23 protein-coding genes are annotated in these 20,736 nt (G+C 39.4%); 17 read left to right on the forward strand and 6 right to left on the reverse strand.

What is annotated here, in order from left to right; all coding sequences use genetic code 11:
- Window positions 1–40 precede the first annotated feature (40 nt).
- Genes M3P19_RS04835 through M3P19_RS04870 form a run of 8 tightly spaced genes read left to right on the forward strand, consistent with a single transcriptional unit; the run spans window position 41 to window position 6,132 of the window.
- Window positions 41–1,168 (forward strand): NAD(P)/FAD-dependent oxidoreductase, encoded by a 1,128-nt coding sequence (locus tag M3P19_RS04835; RefSeq protein WP_249656499.1) that lies wholly within the window; start codon window positions 41–43, stop codon window positions 1,166–1,168.
- A complete protein-coding gene (locus M3P19_RS04840) occupies window positions 1,168–1,881 on the forward strand; it encodes a methyltransferase domain-containing protein (RefSeq protein ID WP_249656500.1) in 714 nt (237 codons plus the stop codon). Before M3P19_RS04835 ends, M3P19_RS04840 begins: the two co-directional genes overlap by 1 nt.
- Window positions 1,881–2,936: a type III polyketide synthase gene (locus M3P19_RS04845; protein ID WP_249656501.1), complete on the forward strand. Its 1,056-nt coding sequence runs from the start codon at window positions 1,881–1,883 to the stop codon at window positions 2,934–2,936. Before M3P19_RS04840 ends, M3P19_RS04845 begins: the two co-directional genes overlap by 1 nt.
- A 9-nt stretch (window positions 2,937–2,945) precedes the next feature.
- Window positions 2,946–3,728: an SDR family oxidoreductase gene (locus tag M3P19_RS04850; RefSeq protein ID WP_249656502.1), complete on the forward strand. Its 783-nt coding sequence runs from the start codon at window positions 2,946–2,948 to the stop codon at window positions 3,726–3,728.
- A gap of 2 nt (window positions 3,729–3,730) precedes the next feature.
- On the forward strand, window positions 3,731–4,189 hold the full coding sequence (locus tag M3P19_RS04855; protein WP_249656503.1) for a 3-hydroxyacyl-ACP dehydratase FabZ family protein: 459 nt from the start codon (window positions 3,731–3,733) through the stop codon (window positions 4,187–4,189).
- Window positions 4,179–5,450 (forward strand): beta-ketoacyl-[acyl-carrier-protein] synthase family protein, encoded by a 1,272-nt coding sequence (locus M3P19_RS04860; RefSeq protein WP_249656504.1) that lies wholly within the window; start codon window positions 4,179–4,181, stop codon window positions 5,448–5,450. Before M3P19_RS04855 ends, M3P19_RS04860 begins: the two co-directional genes overlap by 11 nt.
- A 6-nt stretch (window positions 5,451–5,456) precedes the next feature.
- Window positions 5,457–5,708 carry a phosphopantetheine-binding protein gene (locus M3P19_RS04865; protein WP_249656505.1) on the forward strand — a complete coding sequence of 84 codons (252 nt, stop codon included), beginning with the start codon at window positions 5,457–5,459 and terminating at the stop codon, window positions 5,706–5,708.
- A gap of 1 nt (window position 5,709) precedes the next feature.
- Complete coding sequence (locus tag M3P19_RS04870; protein WP_249656506.1) at window positions 5,710–6,132, forward strand: hypothetical protein; 423 nt, start codon at window positions 5,710–5,712, stop codon at window positions 6,130–6,132.
- A 7-nt stretch (window positions 6,133–6,139) separates the two neighbouring features.
- Here M3P19_RS04870 and M3P19_RS04875 read toward each other — a convergent pair whose 3' ends face one another.
- Window positions 6,140–6,658 (reverse strand): YceI family protein, encoded by a 519-nt coding sequence (locus M3P19_RS04875; RefSeq protein ID WP_249656507.1) that lies wholly within the window; start codon window positions 6,656–6,658, stop codon window positions 6,140–6,142.
- 217 nt (window positions 6,659–6,875) lie between these two features.
- Here M3P19_RS04875 and M3P19_RS04880 point away from each other — a divergent pair, with 217 nt between their 5' ends.
- On the forward strand, window positions 6,876–7,205 hold the full coding sequence (locus tag M3P19_RS04880) for a hypothetical protein (protein ID WP_249656508.1): 330 nt from the start codon (window positions 6,876–6,878) through the stop codon (window positions 7,203–7,205).
- Between the two features lie 107 nt (window positions 7,206–7,312).
- Window positions 7,313–8,230, forward strand: a complete 918-nt coding sequence (locus tag M3P19_RS04885) for an EamA family transporter (RefSeq protein ID WP_249656509.1) — start codon at window positions 7,313–7,315, stop codon at window positions 8,228–8,230.
- Here the strand turns inward: M3P19_RS04885 and M3P19_RS04890 are convergent, their stop codons facing one another.
- Window positions 8,231–8,806: a Crp/Fnr family transcriptional regulator gene (locus M3P19_RS04890; RefSeq protein ID WP_249656510.1), complete on the reverse strand. Its 576-nt coding sequence runs from the start codon at window positions 8,804–8,806 to the stop codon at window positions 8,231–8,233.
- 105 nt (window positions 8,807–8,911) lie between these two features.
- Here M3P19_RS04890 and M3P19_RS04895 point away from each other — a divergent pair, with 105 nt between their 5' ends.
- Window positions 8,912–10,087, forward strand: coding sequence for an MFS transporter (locus tag M3P19_RS04895; RefSeq protein ID WP_249656511.1), 1,176 nt, complete (start codon window positions 8,912–8,914; stop codon window positions 10,085–10,087).
- Here M3P19_RS04895 and M3P19_RS04900 read toward each other — a convergent pair.
- Window positions 10,079–12,304, reverse strand: a complete 2,226-nt coding sequence (locus M3P19_RS04900) for a carbohydrate binding family 9 domain-containing protein (protein WP_249656512.1) — start codon at window positions 12,302–12,304, stop codon at window positions 10,079–10,081. The genes M3P19_RS04895 and M3P19_RS04900 overlap by 9 nt on opposite strands.
- Before the next feature lie 110 nt (window positions 12,305–12,414).
- Between M3P19_RS04900 and M3P19_RS04905 the strand changes: the two genes are divergently transcribed.
- Window positions 12,415–12,975, forward strand: coding sequence for a DUF4251 domain-containing protein (locus tag M3P19_RS04905; protein WP_249656513.1), 561 nt, complete (start codon window positions 12,415–12,417; stop codon window positions 12,973–12,975).
- A gap of 11 nt (window positions 12,976–12,986) precedes the next feature.
- On the opposite strand, the gene M3P19_RS16935 is transcribed toward M3P19_RS04905, so the two are convergent.
- Complete coding sequence (locus tag M3P19_RS16935) at window positions 12,987–13,454, reverse strand: LytR/AlgR family response regulator transcription factor (protein WP_249656514.1); 468 nt, start codon at window positions 13,452–13,454, stop codon at window positions 12,987–12,989.
- A gap of 338 nt (window positions 13,455–13,792) precedes the next feature.
- Window positions 13,793–14,296, reverse strand: coding sequence for a hypothetical protein (locus tag M3P19_RS04915; protein ID WP_249656515.1), 504 nt, complete (start codon window positions 14,294–14,296; stop codon window positions 13,793–13,795).
- Window positions 14,297–14,641: 345 nt separating this feature from the next.
- Here M3P19_RS04915 and M3P19_RS04920 point away from each other — a divergent pair, with 345 nt between their 5' ends.
- Together M3P19_RS04920 and M3P19_RS04925 are read left to right on the forward strand one after the other, a co-directional pair.
- A complete protein-coding gene (locus M3P19_RS04920) occupies window positions 14,642–15,814 on the forward strand; it encodes a PQQ-dependent sugar dehydrogenase (RefSeq protein ID WP_249656516.1) in 1,173 nt (390 codons plus the stop codon).
- A 1-nt stretch (window position 15,815) separates the two neighbouring features.
- Entirely contained in the window at window positions 15,816–16,481 is a 666-nt protein-coding gene (locus M3P19_RS04925; protein ID WP_249656517.1) for an ion channel, read from the forward strand.
- Between the two features lie 8 nt (window positions 16,482–16,489).
- Here M3P19_RS04925 and M3P19_RS04930 read toward each other — a convergent pair whose 3' ends face one another.
- The gene (locus M3P19_RS04930; protein WP_249656518.1) at window positions 16,490–16,993 is read right to left on the reverse strand and encodes a hypothetical protein; all 504 of its coding nucleotides are present in this window, start codon (window positions 16,991–16,993) and stop codon (window positions 16,490–16,492) included.
- A gap of 166 nt (window positions 16,994–17,159) precedes the next feature.
- Between M3P19_RS04930 and M3P19_RS04935 the strand changes: the two genes are divergently transcribed.
- From M3P19_RS04935 to M3P19_RS04945, 3 genes are read left to right on the forward strand one after another with little or no spacing between them, the layout of a single operon-like run.
- Window positions 17,160–17,564 carry a MarR family winged helix-turn-helix transcriptional regulator gene (locus M3P19_RS04935; RefSeq protein ID WP_249656519.1) on the forward strand — a complete coding sequence of 135 codons (405 nt, stop codon included), beginning with the start codon at window positions 17,160–17,162 and terminating at the stop codon, window positions 17,562–17,564.
- Window positions 17,565–17,608: 44 nt separating this feature from the next.
- Window positions 17,609–19,936, forward strand: a complete 2,328-nt coding sequence (locus M3P19_RS04940; RefSeq protein WP_249656520.1) for an efflux RND transporter permease subunit — start codon at window positions 17,609–17,611, stop codon at window positions 19,934–19,936.
- A gap of 5 nt (window positions 19,937–19,941) precedes the next feature.
- Window positions 19,942–20,736, forward strand: coding sequence for an outer membrane lipoprotein-sorting protein (locus M3P19_RS04945; RefSeq protein ID WP_249656521.1), 795 nt, complete (start codon window positions 19,942–19,944; stop codon window positions 20,734–20,736).

Below are 20,736 nucleotides of genomic sequence, written 5' to 3' on the forward strand. Positions count from 1 at the left end.
TGGCTGGGTTTTTTGTTTTCAAATAAGCTATCTTCATAAGGTGAAGTGTGCTGATGTACTAATCATTGGGGGAGGTTTGGCAGGTTTAACTGCCGCAATTGAATTGTCTACTAAAGGCTATCGGGTGGTCGTAGTGGAAAAAAAGCCCTACCCGCGACATAAAGTATGCGGAGAGTACATTTCGCAGGAGATAGTTCCATATATGCAGGGAATTGGCGTGAATCTTATTGCCAATGATTTTCCCCAAATCGATACGTTGCAATTGAGTGCTCAAAATGGACCAGCGGTTTCGGTTAAATTACCTTTGGGAGGTATTGGAATTAGTAGGTATGAGTTGGATAACCTGCTTTACGAAAAATGTATCTACAACAATGTGAAGTTTATATTTTCAACGGTAACCAATGTCCAATTTAACTCTGATGATTTTAAAGTTACCATTGAATCCAATCCGAAAATAAAAGCTGGATTGGTGTTTGGCGCTTTTGGGAAACGCTCAAATCTCGATGTTTCACTAAAACGCAGAACACCAAGGCAAAAATCGCCATGGTTGGCTGTGAAGTGCCATTATGAATATGGCAAACATCCGTCCAACGTAGTGGGTCTGCATAATTTTGAAGGCGGGTATGCGGGGATTTCTCAGGTTGAAAAAGGGAAGATCAATTTATGCTATTTGGCTTCTTTTGAAAGCTTTAAATCTTATGGGAATATAGAGGCCTTTAATGCAGAGGTCGTATCAAAAAATCCCTTTTTAGCTGAATTTTTATCAAATGCGATTCCTGTATTTCAAAATCCTTTGAGTATCGCGCAGATATCATTTGGGAAACGGCCATTAGTATCAAATCATATACTGATGTGTGGAGACACAGCTGGTATCATCCATCCGCTTTGTGGCAATGGTATGGCAATGGCCATACACGGTGCATATATTGCTGCTTCGGTTGCGCATAAATTTTTATCGGGTTACGAACTATCGAGGACTTCAATGGAAAAACAGTACGAAAAGGAATGGAATGCCCATTTTAAAAATCGTATACGTTTAGGTGAGTGGTTGCAATCGGTAATGTTGCATACCAAGTGGTTTAATTTGGGATTACGGACCATAGCGAAGTCTGATTACCTATTGCAATCAATTATTCGTCAAACACACGGAACTCCAATTTTGAATTAATGGATTTAGCATTTCGAAATAGAGCGGAAGAAATGATGGATGACCCCAATATGGAGTTAGAGGTATTGCAAAAAGCATACGATGATATCAATTTATGCAATAGAATCCTTGGCGGCGAATCAATTACGATAAAAGCGGTTTGGAAAATCATACAAAACAGCAAACAAGAATCGTATACGATTTTGGATATGGGCTGCGGTGACGGAACAATGTTACTTAAATTGTCCGATTTTCTTAGTAAAAATGGTGTCTTTCACAAGATGAGAGGTATAGACCAAAGAGCAGATGTATTGGCTATTGCTAAAAGGAAAAGTAGGAATCACCCCAATATTGAATTCACTAAAATGGATATTTTAAAGGCGGATGATACCCTAAAATCTGACATTGTGATCAATACACTTACCATGCATCATTTTGAGGAGGAACGCATCGAAGCATTCCTCTCTAAATTTATACAATTGGCGAAACTGGGAATTGTTATCAATGATTTGGAACGAAGTCGAATTTCGTATGTTCTATTCAAATTGTTCAGCGCAGTTTTTATCAAAACCGATGTTGCTAAAAATGATGGTCTAGTGTCCATCAGCAAAGGATTTAAGAAGCGAGAATTACAGGAGTTGTCCGAAAAAATACCAAACGTTACCCACCAGATTCGATGGAAATGGGCATTTAGATATGTATGGGTAATGAAAATCAATCGACAATTTAATTGATGGGAAAAGTTCGAATTGTCAATGTGTCTAAACAACTTCCAGCCTATAGCAGGGACACCATGGATATTATTCCCTATGTGAAATTATGGTTGTCTACTCAAGACGAGCGTTATCGGAGAAAAGTTGTTAAGATATTTGAAGGAGCTGGAGTGGACCGCCGCTATGGAATTATGCCAATTGAAGATGTTTTCACTGCCACCTCCTTTGAAGCAAAAAATGCGATTTACAGTAAAGAGGTGAAGTTCTTGGGTGAAAGCGTATTGCGAAAATCCTTGGCAGCAGTCGACTGGAAACCTGATTCACTGGATTATATTATTACTGTAAGCTGCACAGGTATTATGATACCTTCCTTAGATGCCTATTTGGTAAATCAATTAGGCCTGCGAAATGATATTGTTCGCTTGCCAGTGACGGAAATGGGTTGTGCTGCAGGGGTTTCGGGCCTGATTTATGCAACGAATTTCTTGAGGTCCAATCCGGGGAAAAGAGCAGCAGTGGTTGCTGTGGAAAGTCCTACCGCCACATTTCAGTTGGATGACTTTTCCATGGCAAATATGGTAAGTGCGGCAATATTTGGAGATGGAGCGGCTTGTATGTTATTGTCTTCGGAAGTAGATTCGAGTGGCCCTAGAGTTATTGGGGAAGAGATGTACCATTTTAATGATGCAACGCATTTAATGGGGTTTGATTTGACCAATTCAGGGCTGAAAATGATATTAGACGCTTCAGTTCCAGAGGTTATTGCGGAACATTTCCCCAAAATTGTTCACCCTTTTCTTGAAAAGTACGATTCGGATATCGATAGTATAGATCATTTGATTTTTCATCCTGGAGGTAAGAAGATTATTAACACTGTGGAAGCATTGTTCGGAGAAATGGGGAAGAATATCTCGGATACACGGGAAGTGCTTAAAAATTATGGAAACATGAGTAGTGTTACGGTACTCTATGTATTAGAGCGATTTATGGATAAGGAGATTCAGCTAGGGGAGCAGGGACTAATGCTGAGTTTTGGCCCAGGATTTTCAGCGCAGCGGGTACTTTTGGAATGGTAATTTGGTAAGATGGAGAAAACAAGGAAATGGGCATTGATTTTAGGGGGTAGTAGCGGATTAGGCTGGGCTACTGCCTGTAAACTAGCCAAACATAACTTCAATTTGGTCATTATCCACAGAACCAGAAAAAGTGAAATGCCGGGCGTTGAGCAAAAATTCGGGGAATTGAAATCCTTTGGAGCCGAATTGATTTCCTTTAATAAAGATGCCATCAACAAGGAAGTAAGGCAAACACTGATTTCTGAACTGAAATCCAATTTAAAAGCTACTGGAATATCGGTTTTGGTGCACAGTATTGCCAAGGGAAACTTAAAACCTATGCTCGGTGATGCTAATGAGTCCTTGGCTGGTATGGATTTTCAAATTACCATAGAAGCGATGGGTATTAGTCTGTATGACTGGGTGAAGGAATTGTCAATCCAAGGATTGTTTGCCAAGGATGCCCGGGTCATTTCGTTTACCAGTGAAGGGAATTCAAAGGCATGGCCGTATTATGCCGCTGTAAGTGCGGCTAAAGTAACCTTGGAGGCCATAACGAGAGGAATCGCTTTGGAATTTGCTCCACACGGAATTAAAGCCAATTGCATACAAGCAGGTGTGACCGATACTAAATCCTTGCGGTATATCCCTAATAGCGATTTGATCATCAAAGAAGCTTTACGTAGAAATCCAAATCGTCGTCTAACAACCCCTGAAGACGTAGCAAATGCAGCATTTTTGCTTACTCAGGACGAAGCGAACTGGATAACAGGAACAATTATAAAAGTAGATGGAGGGGAAAGTCTACAATAACTATGGATTTGGATACTATTATTAAGCGACTACCGTACCAAGACCCCTTCTTGTTTGTAGATGAATTAATGGACATAAGCGAAACTGGTGCTCAAGGTACATTTCAGTTTAAGTCTGATTCAGCTTTTTATCGAGGGCACTTTAAGGAATATCCTATCACTCCAGGGGTTATCCTAACCGAATGTTGTGCACAGATAGGGCTGGTGTGTCTTGGGATTCATCTAATGGATAAATTGGATGTTGAACAAAACAAGGGTCAACATCAAATTGCCATGTCCAGTACCCAAATGGAATTTCTCAAAGCGGTTTTTCCCAATGAAACCGTAAGGGTTGTTTCCGAAAAGGAGTATTTCCGATTTAATAAGCTAAAATGTAGGGTGAAAATGTACAATGCCAAAGATGAGTTGGTGTGCAGGGGTGTATTGTCTGGAATGATCATTTTAAAAAGTGATGGAAAATAGGGTGGTGATAACAGGAATGGGTGTTTGTGCTCCAAACGGAATTGGTCTTGATGCGTTTGGGCAATCCCTATTGAATGGCACAAGTGGGATACGCCATCAAGCTGATCTGGAAGCACTTAAATTTTCATGTCAAATTGCTGGAAAACCGTCTCTTAAAAATGTTAATTTAAATAATTACTTCAGTAATGTTCAACTAAAAGATTTAGATTCTACTGGCGTTGTTTATGGTGTTATTGCGGGCAAGGATGCCTGGAAAGACGCAGGTTTATATGAAAACATGGAATCTTTGGATTGGGACAGCGGTGTCGTCTTTGGTACCGGAATACTTGGAGTCGATAAATTTAGGGAAGCCATTTATAAGGTAGATGCTGGAAACGTAAGACGATTGGGGAGTACTGCAGTTATCCAGACCATGGCAAGCGGAATTAGCGCGTATTTAGGTGGAATGTTAGGTTTAGGTAATCAGGTGACCACGAATTCCTCTGCTTGTAGTACTGGAACCGAGGCTATTTTGATGGGCTTTGAAAGAATTAAATCAAAAAAGGCAAAACGAATGTTGGTAGGAAGCTGCAGTGATAGCGGTCCTTATGTTTGGGGCGGCTTTGATGCCATGAGAATCCTTCCAAGACGCTACAACGATAAACCTTCTGAGGCAAGTAGACCCATGAGTGCTTCGGCAATGGGATTTGTACCCGGTAGTGGGGCAGGAGCTTTGGTATTGGAAAGTCTTGAAAGTGCGAAGGCAAGGGGCGTCAAAATTTATGGTGAAATTCTTGGGGGAGCCGTAAACAGCGGTGGTCAGCGAAATGGAGGTAGTATGACGGCTTCAAATAACAATGCTGTAATCAAGTGCATCCAAAACGCAATTAGCGATTCGGGAATCCAAGCTGATGCCATAGATAGTATTAACGGACATTTGACCGCCACCACAAAAGATGCCATTGAAATTACCAACTGGGGTGAAGCCTTAAAACGAAAAGGCAAAGATTTTCCCTACATTAATTCCTTTAAGTCCATTTTTGGTCATTGTTTAGCTGCTTCTGGAAGCATTGAATGTGTTGGAACAGTATTGCAATTTCAACATAAAAAGGTATTTGGTAACCTCAATTGTGAAGATTTGCATCCAGACATCCAAAAACAAGTGTCCCGAGAGCGGGTGCCATTGCATACCATTGACTTTGAGTCAAAAATTATTGCAAAGGCTAGTTTTGGTTTTGGAGATGTAAATGCCTGTGTTATTTTTAAGTCCTATTCTGAATAATTTGCTATGAACGAGACCCATTTTACCAAACTGAAGGAAATCGTAGGGCTATATTTACCTGATGATGTATCCTCAGATGCCATTCAATTGGATAGTAAGTTTATTGACGAACTCAATATTAATTCTGCAAATCTGGTCGATATTGTTTTGGATGTAGAGGATGCGTTTGATATTATATTGGAGAATGAAGATATGGACGGTATGCAAACCATTTCCGACGCCTTAAAGATTATCGAGGTCAAACTAAACGATAAGTAGTATGAAAGAATTCTGGAATTTTGTTTTGCATAAGGTCAATGTTGATAAACGCTTGCTCTTAGTCTATTGTGTTATCTATTTTACTTGGGGAATGGGTATGGACTGGTTCGGGGAGTATGTGCAAATTGCTAAATTCACATATTGGTGGCAGGTTATTACTTGTTATATCCTTTTTATGGTGCCAATTTCATTGTTATTAAGAGGACTTCCTTTTCACATGCAATATGCATATGGTCTTGTGGCCATGGGGCTTCTTGAGTTTGGAGGATATGCCTTACAGACTTCCTTTGCCTACCCGGATAATATAGTAGATCAATTTTTCAATATTCGAAACTTCAGCTTGGGGATGGCATTGTTTTTTGCGTTGTACTTTCCTTTAGGGAATTGGTTGGTGGGAAAGATTTATGCCGCAATTTTTAAATAGGGATTGTTCACTCGTGTAACTCTAGTTTTAAACGCACCTTGACCAAATTGTCAGCCCGGTTCTTTTTTATTTTGATTCCATAATCCATGGAATTGATGTCAAAACTGCCATTGAGCTCCTTGCCATTGCGATTAAACGTGATTAGTACCGGCTTTGTAACTTCCTTTATGGTGAGCATTCCCTTAACCAAAATAACATTGGTTTCCATGTTGACTTCGGTGCTGTGAAAGGAGATATATGGATACTCATCGACATTAAAGTATTTACGACTTCGTAAGGACCAGTTGCGAAGTCCGTTGTTTGTATCCAATGTTTTGGATTCTACCTGTCCTTTAAAAATGGAATTTTCCATTTGCGTAGGGTGAAATTCTGAGGATGATGAAAATCCTGAAAGTGTCCCTTTAACACCTTTGGAAACAAACTCGAAGTGTACCTCTGCTACAACAATTTTTTGTACTTGTCCAACCAAGGACAAAGCATTGATCAAGAGTAGGAAAGTAACAAGTGATGATCCAAATTTATTCATAGTACGTTGGTCAAAATTTTGGCTTAAAACTGACAAATGTTTTGGATTAATACATACTTAAAAGTACTAACGCTCTGTAAAGCATGAGGAAAATCAGGAAAAATTAATCCTAATGTTAAATTATAAATAATTAAAGTTTAATACGTAGAATGATGTAAGATTATTACTAACTTAATGGTGGAATTGGGCCGAACCAGTCCGGTGTAACCTGAGCCATATGAACGATATAGCCGAACACAATGCACAGACCATTGACGAAATGATGCTTCGAATGCAACGTAATCATAATATCATTCAACGCTTGCGTAAAAAGCTAAATTCCTACACTTGTGAGCCACGAGATTCTGTTTGTTTTGATAAGTTATATGATTTGCGTCAAAGCTTCAAGTCATTTACAATCCATCAGATACGCATTATGGACCTGATGGATAAAAACAAAATTGAATCAAAGCAACTCCGTCCTGAAATCCAAAAACATCTTGATCGATTCAAGCTTCTGGAACAAGAAATTGCGTCTTATTTATTGGCCAACAATCCTTACTCTTAGACCAAATATGAAAGGTTCACTGATTGTATTCTAAACTTGTGTTCAAATTAGTTTTTTCCCGCTATTAATAGCTGTAATATTGTATGGACTAATCCGACCTAGCAGCCATGGGTAAAACATCCAAAACCACATTGGTGGTTCTCGCTTTTTTTGCCATTTACGTGATTTGGGGCTCCACCTATATGCTCAACAAAATGGCTGTAATGGAGATACCTCCGTTCATGTTGGCAGGTTATCGTTTTGTCACCGCGGGTATCTTAATCTTGATCATTGCTAAGATCCTGGGTATTCCTATCGCAATCACCAAGAAGCAATTGCGAAATGCAGTTTTGGCAGGTTTCCTCTTTCTAAGTTTTGGAAATGGTGTTGTGGTTTGGGCGCTTCGCTTTGTGGATTCCGGATTTGCAGCTTTGGAAATTTCAGCGCAACCTTTGGTTGTTTTGATATTGATGCGTTTGCTTCAAGGAAAAAAAATTCAGCCAATGTCCGTGGTCGGAGTGGTTCTTGGCATCATTGGTATTTATTTATTGGTGAGTCAAAAAGAAATAATTACCAAGGAAGGCACAATTACAGGAATCGTAGTTATTTTTCTTGCCATGGTCAGCTGGGCCTACGGAAGTTTGTTTGTGGGCAAGGCTGATTTACCTTCAAATTATTTTGTGAATACAGGGTATCAAATGCTTACGGGAGGAATCCTATTGGCCCTTATCAGTCTTGGGTTAGGTGAGGATTGGTCATCACCCCTTGAATGGAGTGGAAAGGTGCAACTTTCCGTGGTTCTTTTGGTGCTATTTGGAAGCATTGTGGCTTTTACTTCCTTTAACTATCTACTAAAGTCCGTTTCTCCAGAAAAAGTGGCCACTTCAACTTACGTCAACCCGATTGTTGCACTAGCCTTGGGTTGGTATTTTTTGGAAGAGCAAATTACCACCCAATCCATAATTGCTGCCGTAATCTTGCTTACAGGTGTATATTTCATCAATACCAAAAAGACTTTGGCCATTTTTGAACGGTTTAAAAGATAATTAGAACAACGCTGACTTTGCTTTTAGTTCTTTCAGAGCCCGATTTAAACTTCTACCGGTAATACCAATATAGTTAGCGATATCTTTTTTGGGAATGACAGAAATGAACTCAGGAAAAGTTTCCTTAAGGCGTATTAAATTGGCCTCTATAGGATAGCCATGTTGGTACGAATGACGCGGAGCTTTGAATCGGATTTTATCCGATAGTGCTTTTATAACCAATTTATTGAACGTTTTATCAGCATCTAATAATTTTTGATAATTGGAATGTGAAATGGTAACAGTATGTAATGCCGTTATGGATTCAACGGAGCAAATAGTGGTCAGTCGATCAAAAACTTCGAGTTCGCCGAATTCCATACCCTGACCCAAAAATTCTTGAATGAATTCTTTCCCATTTTCGTCTGAAATATAGCATTTAGCTATTCCATCACGAATCAGATGCACTTTGGAATAACGACTGTCTTGCTTAATGATGAGTGTTTTGGCCGGATAGGTTTCCTTTGACCAAATCGAATTCCTTGCATTTATTAAGGTTGAGACATAGTCGGCTAATTCTTCATTTACTCTGATCATAATGGAACTGGGACAAATGTCCTTTTTTCAAAAATGGTTGTCCGTTTACTTTGTCCTTAAAAATAATCATATCTCCCTAGCGTGTCAAAATCAAGTCCAACTTCAATGGCAAAAAAAGATCAAGTATTTACTTCCAAATTCATTCTGGTCTGTATCGCATCACTTTTTTTCTCGGCCAGTTATAACATGCTGATTCCAGAATTACCTTCTTATTTGGCAGAACTGGGAGGAGCAGAATATATAGGACTGATAATTGCTCTATTCACCCTTACAGCTGGCCTTTCAAGACCTTTTAGTGGAAAGTTGACAGATACGATCGGCAGAAAACCGGTACTGTTATTTGGCGCCTTGGTTTGTGTTGTCTGTGGCGGATTGTATCCAATACTCACAACCGTAAATGGATTTCTGCTATTACGATTACTCCATGGATTTTCAACGGGATTTACACCAACGGCAGCATCTACCTATGTTTCTGATGTGGTTCCTGCCCACAGACTTGGAGAGGCCATGGGGATTCAAGGGATAGCCTTCGGAACTGGACTGGCTTTAGGCCCTGCCATTGGAAGTTGGATCAAGCTTTCCTTTTCTTATGATGTATTGTTCTACAGCTCTTCTGGAATGGCTTTATTGGCCGCAATCTTGATGTGGAATTTGTCTGAAACTTTAACTAGTCGTGAACGATTTAAGTTGGAATTACTGAAAGTGTCCAAATCTGACATATTAGCCAAGGAAGCGATGCCGGCAGCAAAGGTCACCTTTCTGACCTACGTGGCCTTTGGTGTTATCTTAACATTGATTCCCGATTGGACAGAGGCCATTGGTTATCGTAACAAAGGTATTTTCTTTGTGGTATTTACCTTGTCGTCTCTAGCAGTGCGAATTGTGGCTGGCAAACTTTCCGATCGTATTGGAAGGATAAAAATCATTCTTGCTGGTATGGTACTTATCGTAGGTGCCTTAATATTATTAGGGCAGATGCCGACATTCGACGGCTTGTTATACGGTGCTGGAATTTATGGTTTAGGTATGGGTATAGTTTCGCCAGGAATCAACGCTTGGACCGTGGACCTAAGTAACCCAGTACAGAAAGGTAAGGCGATTGCCACCATGTTCATTGCTTTGGAGACAGGAATAGGATTGGGTGCATTGGTCTCGGGTTGGTATTACAATCAACAACTGCTTCGAATACCCACTATCTTTTATTCCTGTGCTTTATTAGCGGTAGTTGGTGTATGCTACCTCTTGTTCCGATTAAAGGAAAATAACCGAACATCAGTTTAAAATATCGAATCGATGGGTGTATTTTATGGTTACCACCTGATTGTTCAATAAATCCATATCATTATCATCCTTAACAATATTGAATACCACAAACAAGCCGGTATTGGCATTTTGTAACCAGCCAAATCGGGCATTTACGGAAGTAATCTCGGATACATTGTTACGCTGGATCAAACTCTGTACAAACATTCTAGGAGTAAAAGAGTAGGAGAGACGTAATCCGCCCACCAAAGCTGTAAAATCCCCAGTTTCCAACTGAATATCACTATGACTGAAAGTCAATGAAGAAATAAAACGGTCTCCAATACGGTAGTTTGCAGTTCCGCTATTGGTGATACGGTCACCATTAAAATATCCACCAATGAAAGTTCTAGTACTTAGCGAAAAAGCATTATTTGGATTGGTTATCATTACAAACTGCAATTCTTGATTCCGATAATTGCCTACTGGAACGGTAACATTGGAAAGTGTAAACTCTTCTAACACCCTTTCGGTTGTAAAGTTGATTCCGGTGTGTATTTCAAAACCACTTTTAAACTCCCAGTGATTATCCACATGCAAAAAGCCGGTAATCAATTCATCATCAAAATTCCAATAGCCTCGATAGGAGACGTGCGGCCTGATTTCTAATAGATTCCCCATGTTTTTTAGTCTATGGGCTTTCCATATCAAGAACTCAGGTTTTTTAAATGCAGTTCTTTGTAAAAAACCAACTTCAGGATTGAATCCTTCTCCAACTTCGGTATAGCCTGCCCTTAAATCCCATCCGTTCCAATTGTAATTGGCCAGTAATTTAAAAGCATGATCGTTTTCTTCAATTCCGGGAGTGGTACTTTTTGCAACGAAACCGGTAACCTCAGCTTTGTTTCCAATGCCCCATTTCCCATCCATGGCAAATACCCGATTGTAATCATCATCAACATCACCTAAACCTGCACGATTGATGAATATGCCGCCCAGTGAAGAACGAGTTCCTTGGAAATCGTGGTTAACGCGACCGACTGTGAAATTGTTCTTATCAATACCCGCTGATTCAACATCATCCGTAAACATGCTTAAAAATCCAACATTAGTCTGTCCTACCTTTCCGGATAAGCGAGCACCGCCAATAATCGGAACGAGACTACCGTCATCGCCAATTCCAATTCGTCTACTAAAAAAAAGATCTACTTCACCCGGACTTCCAACACTGAATTGACCTGCATTTTCCAAAAAGAACGCCCGTTTTTCTGGGAAGAACAAGTTAAACCTATCCAAATTAACCTGCTGATCATCAACCTCTACTTGAGCAAAATCGGTATTGTAGGTAAGGTCCAACGTAAGGCTGGGTGTGACACTGTATTTTATGTCAGCACCTACCTCAAAATTTGTATCGGTTTCATTGGGGTCCACGGCCTTATTGTTGGATACTTGTGCAAGTGCATAGGGGATAAGTTTAAGATTACCTGGGTTTTTAAGATTTAATCCATTTAAGGTGCCAGCCAGCGATAGTCGTTTCATGTCAAAACCCAAAGGTAAACTCGTCCAATAAGCAGTTTCTGTATTCTTGCTTATGTTCCTCCTAAAATTTAGACCCCATGTTTTGTTATTCCCTGAAGCAAAACGTAGAGATCGAAAAGGGATGGCGAATTCAGCGCTCCAACCATAATCACCCATTTGGGTTTTTACTGTCCAGGAGGCATCCCAATTTATGTTGGTTCCACCAATAACACCACCTTGTTGCCTATTTGCATTGAAGTTGCCTTTTCCTTCATTATCAATTTGGGCATCATACTCCATACCCTGCGCATTGGTTCCAAATAAAAATCCATTTTGGCGGTCGTGATACGTATCGATAATAAAAAGAAAACTATCCTCATCATTTAAATCTGCATCGCGTCTAGAATCAGAAACAACAATCTTATCAGGTTCAGAATCATGACATACTACGGCAACATAAAAAGTTGTCCTACTGTAGGCTACGCGAATAACCGTTTTCTCAGATACTGGACTTCCGTAATTAGGTCGTATCTGAACGAGGTTTTCTATTGGAGGAACTAGCTGCCATATTGGATCATTGATGATTTCTCCATCAATTGTTGGATCTTGACTTAACTCAAATGCTTGTAGTTCTGGACGACTTCCTAAAGAATCTAGAAGTTGGGAATTTTGACCAAAAAGGCTTGTGCTTACTAAAAGAGTTGAAAAGAAAACAACTCTTAAAAAAGAATTATTCATAAATAGAGGTTGGTAGAGAATAAATATAAAGCTAATCTTGGAAATGGGATTTCAATGTTGTGAACTAACAAAATGTATTTGTATCTTATTGAAAAATAAAAAGTTATAATATGAAAACGATATTCAAATCAAGTTTGGCGGTTTGCGTCCTCCTTTTTATGGCATGTGGATCCACCAACAAAGTCGCTGTAGTAGATGAAGTTGAAAAACAAGCTTTAGACAATTTAGTTGCCTCGGGCAATATTGAAATGAAGATACAATGGGCAATGCCGTCATTGACCAACAGTATGGCAAGTATTGCAAATTCTGGATTGTTGGCACCAGGAAATTCCGCAAATAGAATAGATCTTACTGGCAGCAATGCCTATTTAAAAGTAGAAGGGGATAACGTCTCAGCTTATTTACCTTATTACGGGGAAAGACAGATGGTTACAGGTTACGGTAATACTGATAATGCGATTCAGTTTGATGGTGTACCCAAGAAATTTGAAATCAAGGAAGATGCCAAAAGTCAAGGATATCAAATCAACTTTGATATCAATAATGATAAAGAAACCTATTCCATTTTTGCCAAAGTTTTCCCGGGAATGAAATCAAGTATTAACATTAATGGAACGCACCGGCAGGCCATTAGTTATGGTGGAAATGCTACAGCTGTGAAATCAGATTGAATTGGCGGTGTTTACCATTGGACAGGTTTAAAAGAAGGGCCTACTTTTAACTTTTTTCCGTTTTTTAATATGATATATTCGTCACGTTTGTTTTTTTCAACAGCGGTTATTTCGCTTCGGTTGACTAAATATTTGCGATGGATACGTACAAAATCGGTTGAAAGTTTTTTCGCCATGACGGAGATACCTTCACGCTTGACATAAGTGTCCGAAATGGTATGAAGATTCAAATAATGACCTTCTACTTCCATCCATTGCACCAAATTCAAGTCCAAAGTAATTCGTTTCCTTCCTTTAAAAGCGGTAATTGTATGCTTCCTCAATGTGGCATATTGAACAAAAATGGCAGCGGCTCCAATCAATAGCAAATGATAAAGGGCCTCACGTCCAAAATAATACCGGGCATATTCGGAATCGATGTAAGCATCAAAATAACCTAAACTATGGAGTACGAAATTTGATATTACATAGTAAATCACTAATGTGATTAAGCCTAAGCCCAAATTAATTAGCCAATAATGGGCGCTCCACCTGCTTTTAACTTCCTTAAACAAATGAACTATCCCGATAATTACGGGTAAAAAACAAAGTATGGAAACAAGGAGGTAGACAATCGACGTCCAAATGCTGTAACTGCTATGATGTTGATAACGTATGTAATTTTGTACAAGCGTCAAGAAAAAAAGAACAATCAATGCGGTTATAGCAAACCCATAAAAGCGTTTATCATCCCAAACGAACCTCATTCCTGTTTTTTAATTCTATCAAAGATACGTAATACCTGTGCCTGATGCCGTTACAAGGTGTGATTGGTGATTTAAAAGAGTTTTTCAAACCTGCTTTCAGTCAACCCTTTAGATTGTAACCATGCTACAAGATTTTCGTGTTTACCTACCTTGGCATGATGCAATAAATTAAATCCATGGGGTCCTGAGGATTTTAATACGTTAGGATGATCAGTTACCATCTTAATTACAAAATCATCGTAACCCAAAAACGCATAATTGAAAATATCCAATCGCGCACCTTTTGATAACAAGTAGGAGGCAATGTCCTTGCGTCCCATATGACTGGCTCCACCAACAGCTGTTTCAAAATCACCTTTGACAAATTGGTTGGTACAGTTCAGAAGTAAGGGCTGGTCTTCCAACAGCAGTTTTACAGCGTTTAAATCTTTATGTGCTGCAAAAACGAATTCTTCAATTAAGGGCGCTTCGATTAACTCTTTATCTTTTTTTACTTGAGCAGCTATCAAATTCGGACTTAATACAGATGCTCCACCCAATAGGAAACTTCTTTGAATAAATTTTTTTCTGTTCATGATTTCTTAATTGACGGTTAGTTACAAAGCACATGGAATTTTATGGAATATACCCCTAGCGAATGCCTGTTTGTCATGAAAGTGCTCGCATTTGTCGTGAAAACGCACTATCGAAAAGTTGTATCCGGATTCAAAATGTGCTTCAGACGCCAAAGAGGTAAGCCATTAATTTTATGTAAATTCGGAATGAAGAAATAGAATGATAAACAGCAAAGCGTTTTAGCCTATTGCCAATGATGTGAAAATTGAAGAAAATGATGAAAATCATCAGTTGGGCGTAAACTTTTTCAAAAAAAGCTATAAAACATTTATAATAATAGTTATCATCTAGACTAAACCAAACAAATGATCAAGAAAATTAGTTTCGTATTTGCATTTACAATGCTAATTGCATCCTGTAACGAGAAAAAGAAGGAAACAAAAGAAGAAGTTGTAAAAGAAACAATGGAACGGGTGCATGAAACCAGCTTACCCTTAGATAGTTTACAGCTACCTGAAGGTTTTAAAATCGAAGTGTTTGCGGAAGGAGTTGATGGCGCTAGATCCATGGCGATGGGAGATGACGGAACATTGTTTGTAGGAACAAGAAATGACAAAACAGTATATGCGCTTCGGGATGAAGATGGTGATTTTTGGGCAGAAAAGGTTATGGTGCTGGATTCGACCTTAGAAGTGCCAAATGGAATAGCCTACAAGGATGGTGACTTATATGTTGCAGAAGTAAATCGATTATTGAAGTATTCCAATATAGAGGCAAACCTTGCCAATCTTCCTGAACCTGAAGTGATTTATGACGATTATCCTACCGAGTTCCATCATGGTTGGAAGTATATTGCCTTTGGTCCAGATGGTAAACTTTATGTTCCAGTGGGTGCGCCTTGTAATATCTGTGACCGTACGGATGAAGATGAGCGTTTCAATACCATTACACGCATGGACCCAGATGGTAGCAATAGGGAGATTTATGCAAGAGGCGTGAGAAACACCGTAGGTTTCACTTGGCATCCAGAAACAGATGAGCTTTGGTTCACAGATAATGGTCGGGATATGTTGGGGGATGACATTCCTCCATGTGAATTGAATAGAGTGGCTGAAATGGGGCAACATTTTGGTTACCCACATTGCCATGGCTCAAATGTAAGTGACCCGGAGTTTGGAAAAGATAATCCTTGTGCCAATTTTGTGCCTCCAGTACAAGATTTAGGAGCGCACGTTGCACCTTTGGGGGTGAAATTTTACACGGGTACCATGTTTCCATCCCAATACAAGAATCAGATTTTTTTGGCAGAACATGGATCTTGGAACCGTTCATCTAAAGTAGGTTACCGTGTTATGATGGTGACTCTTGACGGAAATAAAGCGGTAAGCTATGAACCCTTTATTGATGGTTGGTTGAATGAGGAAACACAGGATCAGTTCGGTAGACCAGTGGATTTACTATTTATGGAGGATGGTTCCATGTTGTTATCTGATGACTTTGGGGATGCCATATATCGTGTATCGTATGTAGGTGTTTAAAATGGTAAAAGACCTATACAATTATAGATTCGAACTTTTTTTGGTCACGCAATTGGCCATTCTCTTCGGTTCTTTGTTCTTTCCCATGGATTTTTATGAGGAGGTATTGTTGCCGTTACTTTATCTCATTGGAATTTTGGCGGGTATGCTCATGATTTCCAAACACAAAAAAATGATGTGGTTTTTTGTGTTATTGTTTGTTACCTCGGCATTTATTTTTGGGAGTTCCATGATTAGTAGACGAGAGGAGGAAAATAGTATTCTGATTCGATTGTTGATTTACTTCATCTTTTATTTTGTGGTTTCCGTAAATGTTATCAAACAAGTTTGGAAGGCCAAAATGGTTAATCGTAAAGTAATTGTTGGGTTGATGAGTGGTTATATTTCCTTAGGATTTTTAGCGTTCTTTCTGTTTATGGCGATTGAATTGATCTTCCCAGGAGCGTTCCAAGGTACTTTAATGGAAAGTCAAAGTATAGACGTAAAAAGTGAATCCTTGCTGTATTATTCCTATATAACCTTATTGACAATAGGATATGGGGAAATAATTCCAGTTATTCCAATCGCCCAAAAAGCTGCTGTTTTGGTCGGACTAATGGGACAATTCTATTTGGTAATCGTCACCGCAGTTGTAGTTGAAAAGTACATTAAGCATTCAAGTTCTTGAACAATTCATTAATCCATGGATGGCATGTCATTCAATTTGGAATAGAATTTAGCTTTGCTACGATCAAAGATTTCAAGGAATACCTGTTTTCTAGTGCGATCTTTTCTAATCGGAATTACTTCAACGGCATAAGTCAAGGAGTCTTGAACAAACTGATACTTGGTTACACCCCTAGTCTTTGGTTTTATGACCTCCGCATTAAAAGAAAGGATATCCGGAAGGTCAAAGTTGTTTTTGGGTTGTTTCCAAGCCACAAAGCGTAATTTTCCATCTTTGGTCTTATCTACGCGAATCGTATAGTTTTCACCATAGGTGAATACAAGATTCTCACGGGTTTCCTCATACATCTTTAGTAAATCGTATTGGACCGCGTTTAGGTTGTTTGAAGCTAAAAGATCTTGTTCAGTTTCAGTCAATTTGGCTTCAGTCTGCATTAATTTTTCCTCCAGCTGTTGGGTATTGCAAGAGTAGAATATGCACAATCCCACGGCGATTAGAATGATTTTTTTCATTTTACTTACAGTTTTGTTCCAGATCAAACCTATACACCAATGGTACAAGTGATGACATTGAATTGATGAATGCCCTTTTTGAATTGATGAATAAAGACAATTGCCAATTTTCATAATTCTTAGTTAAAAGTAGTATATGCAACATATAATTTTATATCTTTGATGCATGAAATATGATTACAGTCAGTGTGTTGGAAGTAGGTTGCGAAAGCTATCTCGAATGGTGGACAACCAATTTCGTATGCATTTAGGAGCATTTGATATTACAGAAAACCAAATGACAATACTATTTGCCATGAGTAAAATGAAGAAGGTGGAGCAGGGGAGAATAGGGAAATATCTTTTTCTTGAAAAATCAACAGTAAGCCGAAATATCAAACTCTTGGAAAAAAGAGGATTGGTAGAACGAAGTGCGGACTACAGGCCTATGATAGAGTTAACGAAAGAAGGTTATGAAATGGTGGATACTTTAACACCAATATGGGAAGGAATTATGGATAATCTTACACACCAGCTTGGGGATGCCGGGTTAGATGGACTTAAAACAATAGAGCATAAACTGAATATCTAAATTTTTTACAATTAAAGTTGTATCTACAACATAAATCAAATGAAATGAAAACAACAAAGGCACACAAATTTTTTAATTGGGTTACATCGTATTCCAAACCCATACTGATTTTAAGTTTCTTGGTTTTCGTAGCATCGGTGATTTCCTTGCCAAAGTTGACTAAGGACACCCGTTACGAGGCATTCTTACCACCACAGGACTCCGTTTTAATTCAAAGAAATCAACTTAAAGAAACTTTTGGATTGAAAGACCCCATGGTCATCGCCATAAAAAATGAGCGAGGAATATTTAATGAACAATCCTTGCACATTGTACATGATCTTAGTGAAAAACTAAAGGCAATCCCAGGAATTGACCCGGACCAAGTACGAAGTTTATCCACGGAGAACAATGTGGTAGGTACCGACTTTGGACTTTTGGTACAACCTTTCTTTGAAGTAGAGGAGTTAAATGCAGACCAAGCACGTTCGGTATCGGAGGCGATTGACAATTTTGAACTTTATCGCGGTAGCTTGGTGTCTGAGGACAAGACCACAACTCTGGTTATTGCCGAAATGCTGGATTCTTATAATCTAAAACAGCATGAGGTATACAATAGCATACAAGACTTTCTAGAGGACTTTAAGCATGAAGGTCATGACTTTTACCTTGCAGGAGAAGGTGCGGTTAGCGGTTATTTGATAAAATACATTGACGAGGATGCCATGCGAACCAACCCATTTGCTGGATTGGTGATTGCTTTGATTCTGATTTTTGCCTATCGAACAGTTAGGGGAGTGGTGATTCCTAACCTTATGGTATTGGCTTCAGTGGGGATAGCTCTTGGGCTTATGGCATTCTTTGGCGTTGATTTTTATGTAATCACAAATGGTTTGCCCGTAGTGTTGATCGCAATTGCTGTTGCGGATGGAATCCACATCATGGGAGAATACTATGAACTGGCCGCAAAATACCCCAGGTTAAACCAAAAAGAGCTTGTGATAAAGACCATGTTGAGTATGTGGAGACCCATAACCATCACTTCCATAACCACAATAGCAGGATTTCTTTCCATTGCATTTTCATCCTATATGCCACCTATGGCCTTCTTTGGGATTTTTGGAGGAATTGGAGTAGCAACGGCATTGGTTTATGCGCTGTTCATGATACCATCGGCATTGATGCTATTGAAGCCTCAACGTAGCAAGGCATTTAAATCGGCGGATACCTTGGATGTTTTTGGTAGACTGATGGTGCGATTGGGTAATGCGGTCTACAAAAAACCAAAAACTATAATCGCTTTGGCAATTGCGATCATTGTGCTAGGAATATTCGGAGCATTGAAACTGCAAGTAAATGAGGATCGTATTGCCAATTTCCAAAAAGATGAACCCATTGTTCAGGCAGACGCTATCATCAATAACAGAACAGAAGGTACAAGTTATCTGGATATATTGATTGAAACCCCAAATAATGAAGACATCTTCAAACCAGAGAATCTTAGGAAAATTGAAGCGCTACAGCGCCACGTGGAAACGCTTCCCAAAGTACAGGGAAGTACTTCAATTGTTGATTTCGTTAAAAAGATGAATCAATCTGTTAATGAAGATGATAAAGATTTTTATTCAATCCCTGACAATGAAGCCTTGATTAGCCAATTTTTCCTACTGTATTCCGCAAGTGGCGACCCCACCGATTTTGATAATTATGTGGACTACGATTACCGATTGGCCAATGTAAGGTTTCGTTCAAATTCAGGCGAATACCTTGACGAAAGAGTCATAGTGGAACAAACCCAAAGGTATCTGGATAAAAACTTTAACACATCAGAAATAAAGGCTACGCAAAGTGGAAAGTTGGCGTTGGACGTTCATTGGATTGGTAAACTTGGGCAGAGCCATTTTGTTGGTGCGGCTATTGCACTATTGGTCGTCTTGATCGTTGCAGCATTGAGCTTTAGGTCCATGGCCGGAGGTGTACTTACCATTGTGCCTGTATTGATTTCGGTATTGTTCATCTATACGGTCATGGGCGTGCTCAACATCTGGTTGGCCGTTGGAACATCCATGTTCGCAGCTATTGCCATTGGTGTAGGAGTGGATTTTGCCGTACATACCGTAGACCGTTTCAAACACCTTTTGGCAGAAAAAGGACTTTCATTACAACAAGCCTTTCAGGAGTTCTTTAAATCTGCTGGACGTGCGTTGCTCTTTAACTTTTTGGCTTTGGCACTAGGCTTTGGAGTTTTGATGACTAGTTCAGTACCCCCGTTGAATCAATTTGGATTTTTGGTTGCCGTTGCCGTAATGGTAAGTTTCATAGGCAGCATGACCTTGCTTCCCGCATTGATTCTGGTAACAAAGCCAAAATTATTCTTCACATCTAAAAAATAGAAAACATGAAAACAATTTTTAAAATGATGGCCCTGCTTATGGCTGTCGGAACAATGAATGCACAGGATTTACCGGATGGGCAGACCATTGCGGAGAAGACCTATGAACGGAATGAAGGGAATTCCGTAAAACGAACGCTGATCATGGAACTTACCGATAAAAGAGGTAAAACCCGGGTACGTGAAACAACGGCATTGCGCAAGTATTTTGGGGAAGAACGTAGATTGATCATTTTCTACAATACCCCAACTAGTGTAAAAGGCACAGCCTTTCTTACCTATGATTATCCGAGCGCCGAGGTGGATGATGATCAATGGCTCTACTTACCGGCCCTGCGCAAAACTAGGCGCATATCAGCTTCCAATCGTGGCGATTATTTCTTGGGAACGGATTTAACTTATGAGGACATCAAACTTGAAACCAAGATAAGTAGGGACGATTACAACTATAAAACCATCGGGAAAGAAACCATAGACGGGCATGAATGTTATGTAATTGAAGCCACTCCAAAAGATGACGACATTGCAAAGGAATTGGGGTATAGCAAAGCTAAATTTTGGGTAGATGCCAAGGTTTGGATGATGCGTAAGTCCGAAAGCTGGGATATTGCAGGCAATCCGCTTAAAACTGTAAACGTAAGCGACATCAGGGAAATCCAGGGTATTTGGACCTTGCATCGCATTGATGTGCAAAATCACAAGACCAAACACAAAACCGTGTTCCGTTTTGAGGATATTGACTACAGTACGGCCTTGAGCGACGATTATTTTACGGAAGAAGCATTGGTTGATGGGCTGTAG

This window comes from Flagellimonas spongiicola, from assembly GCF_023502425.1.
In the GTDB taxonomy this organism is placed as follows: Bacteria; Bacteroidota; Bacteroidia; order Flavobacteriales; family Flavobacteriaceae; genus Flagellimonas; species Flagellimonas spongiicola.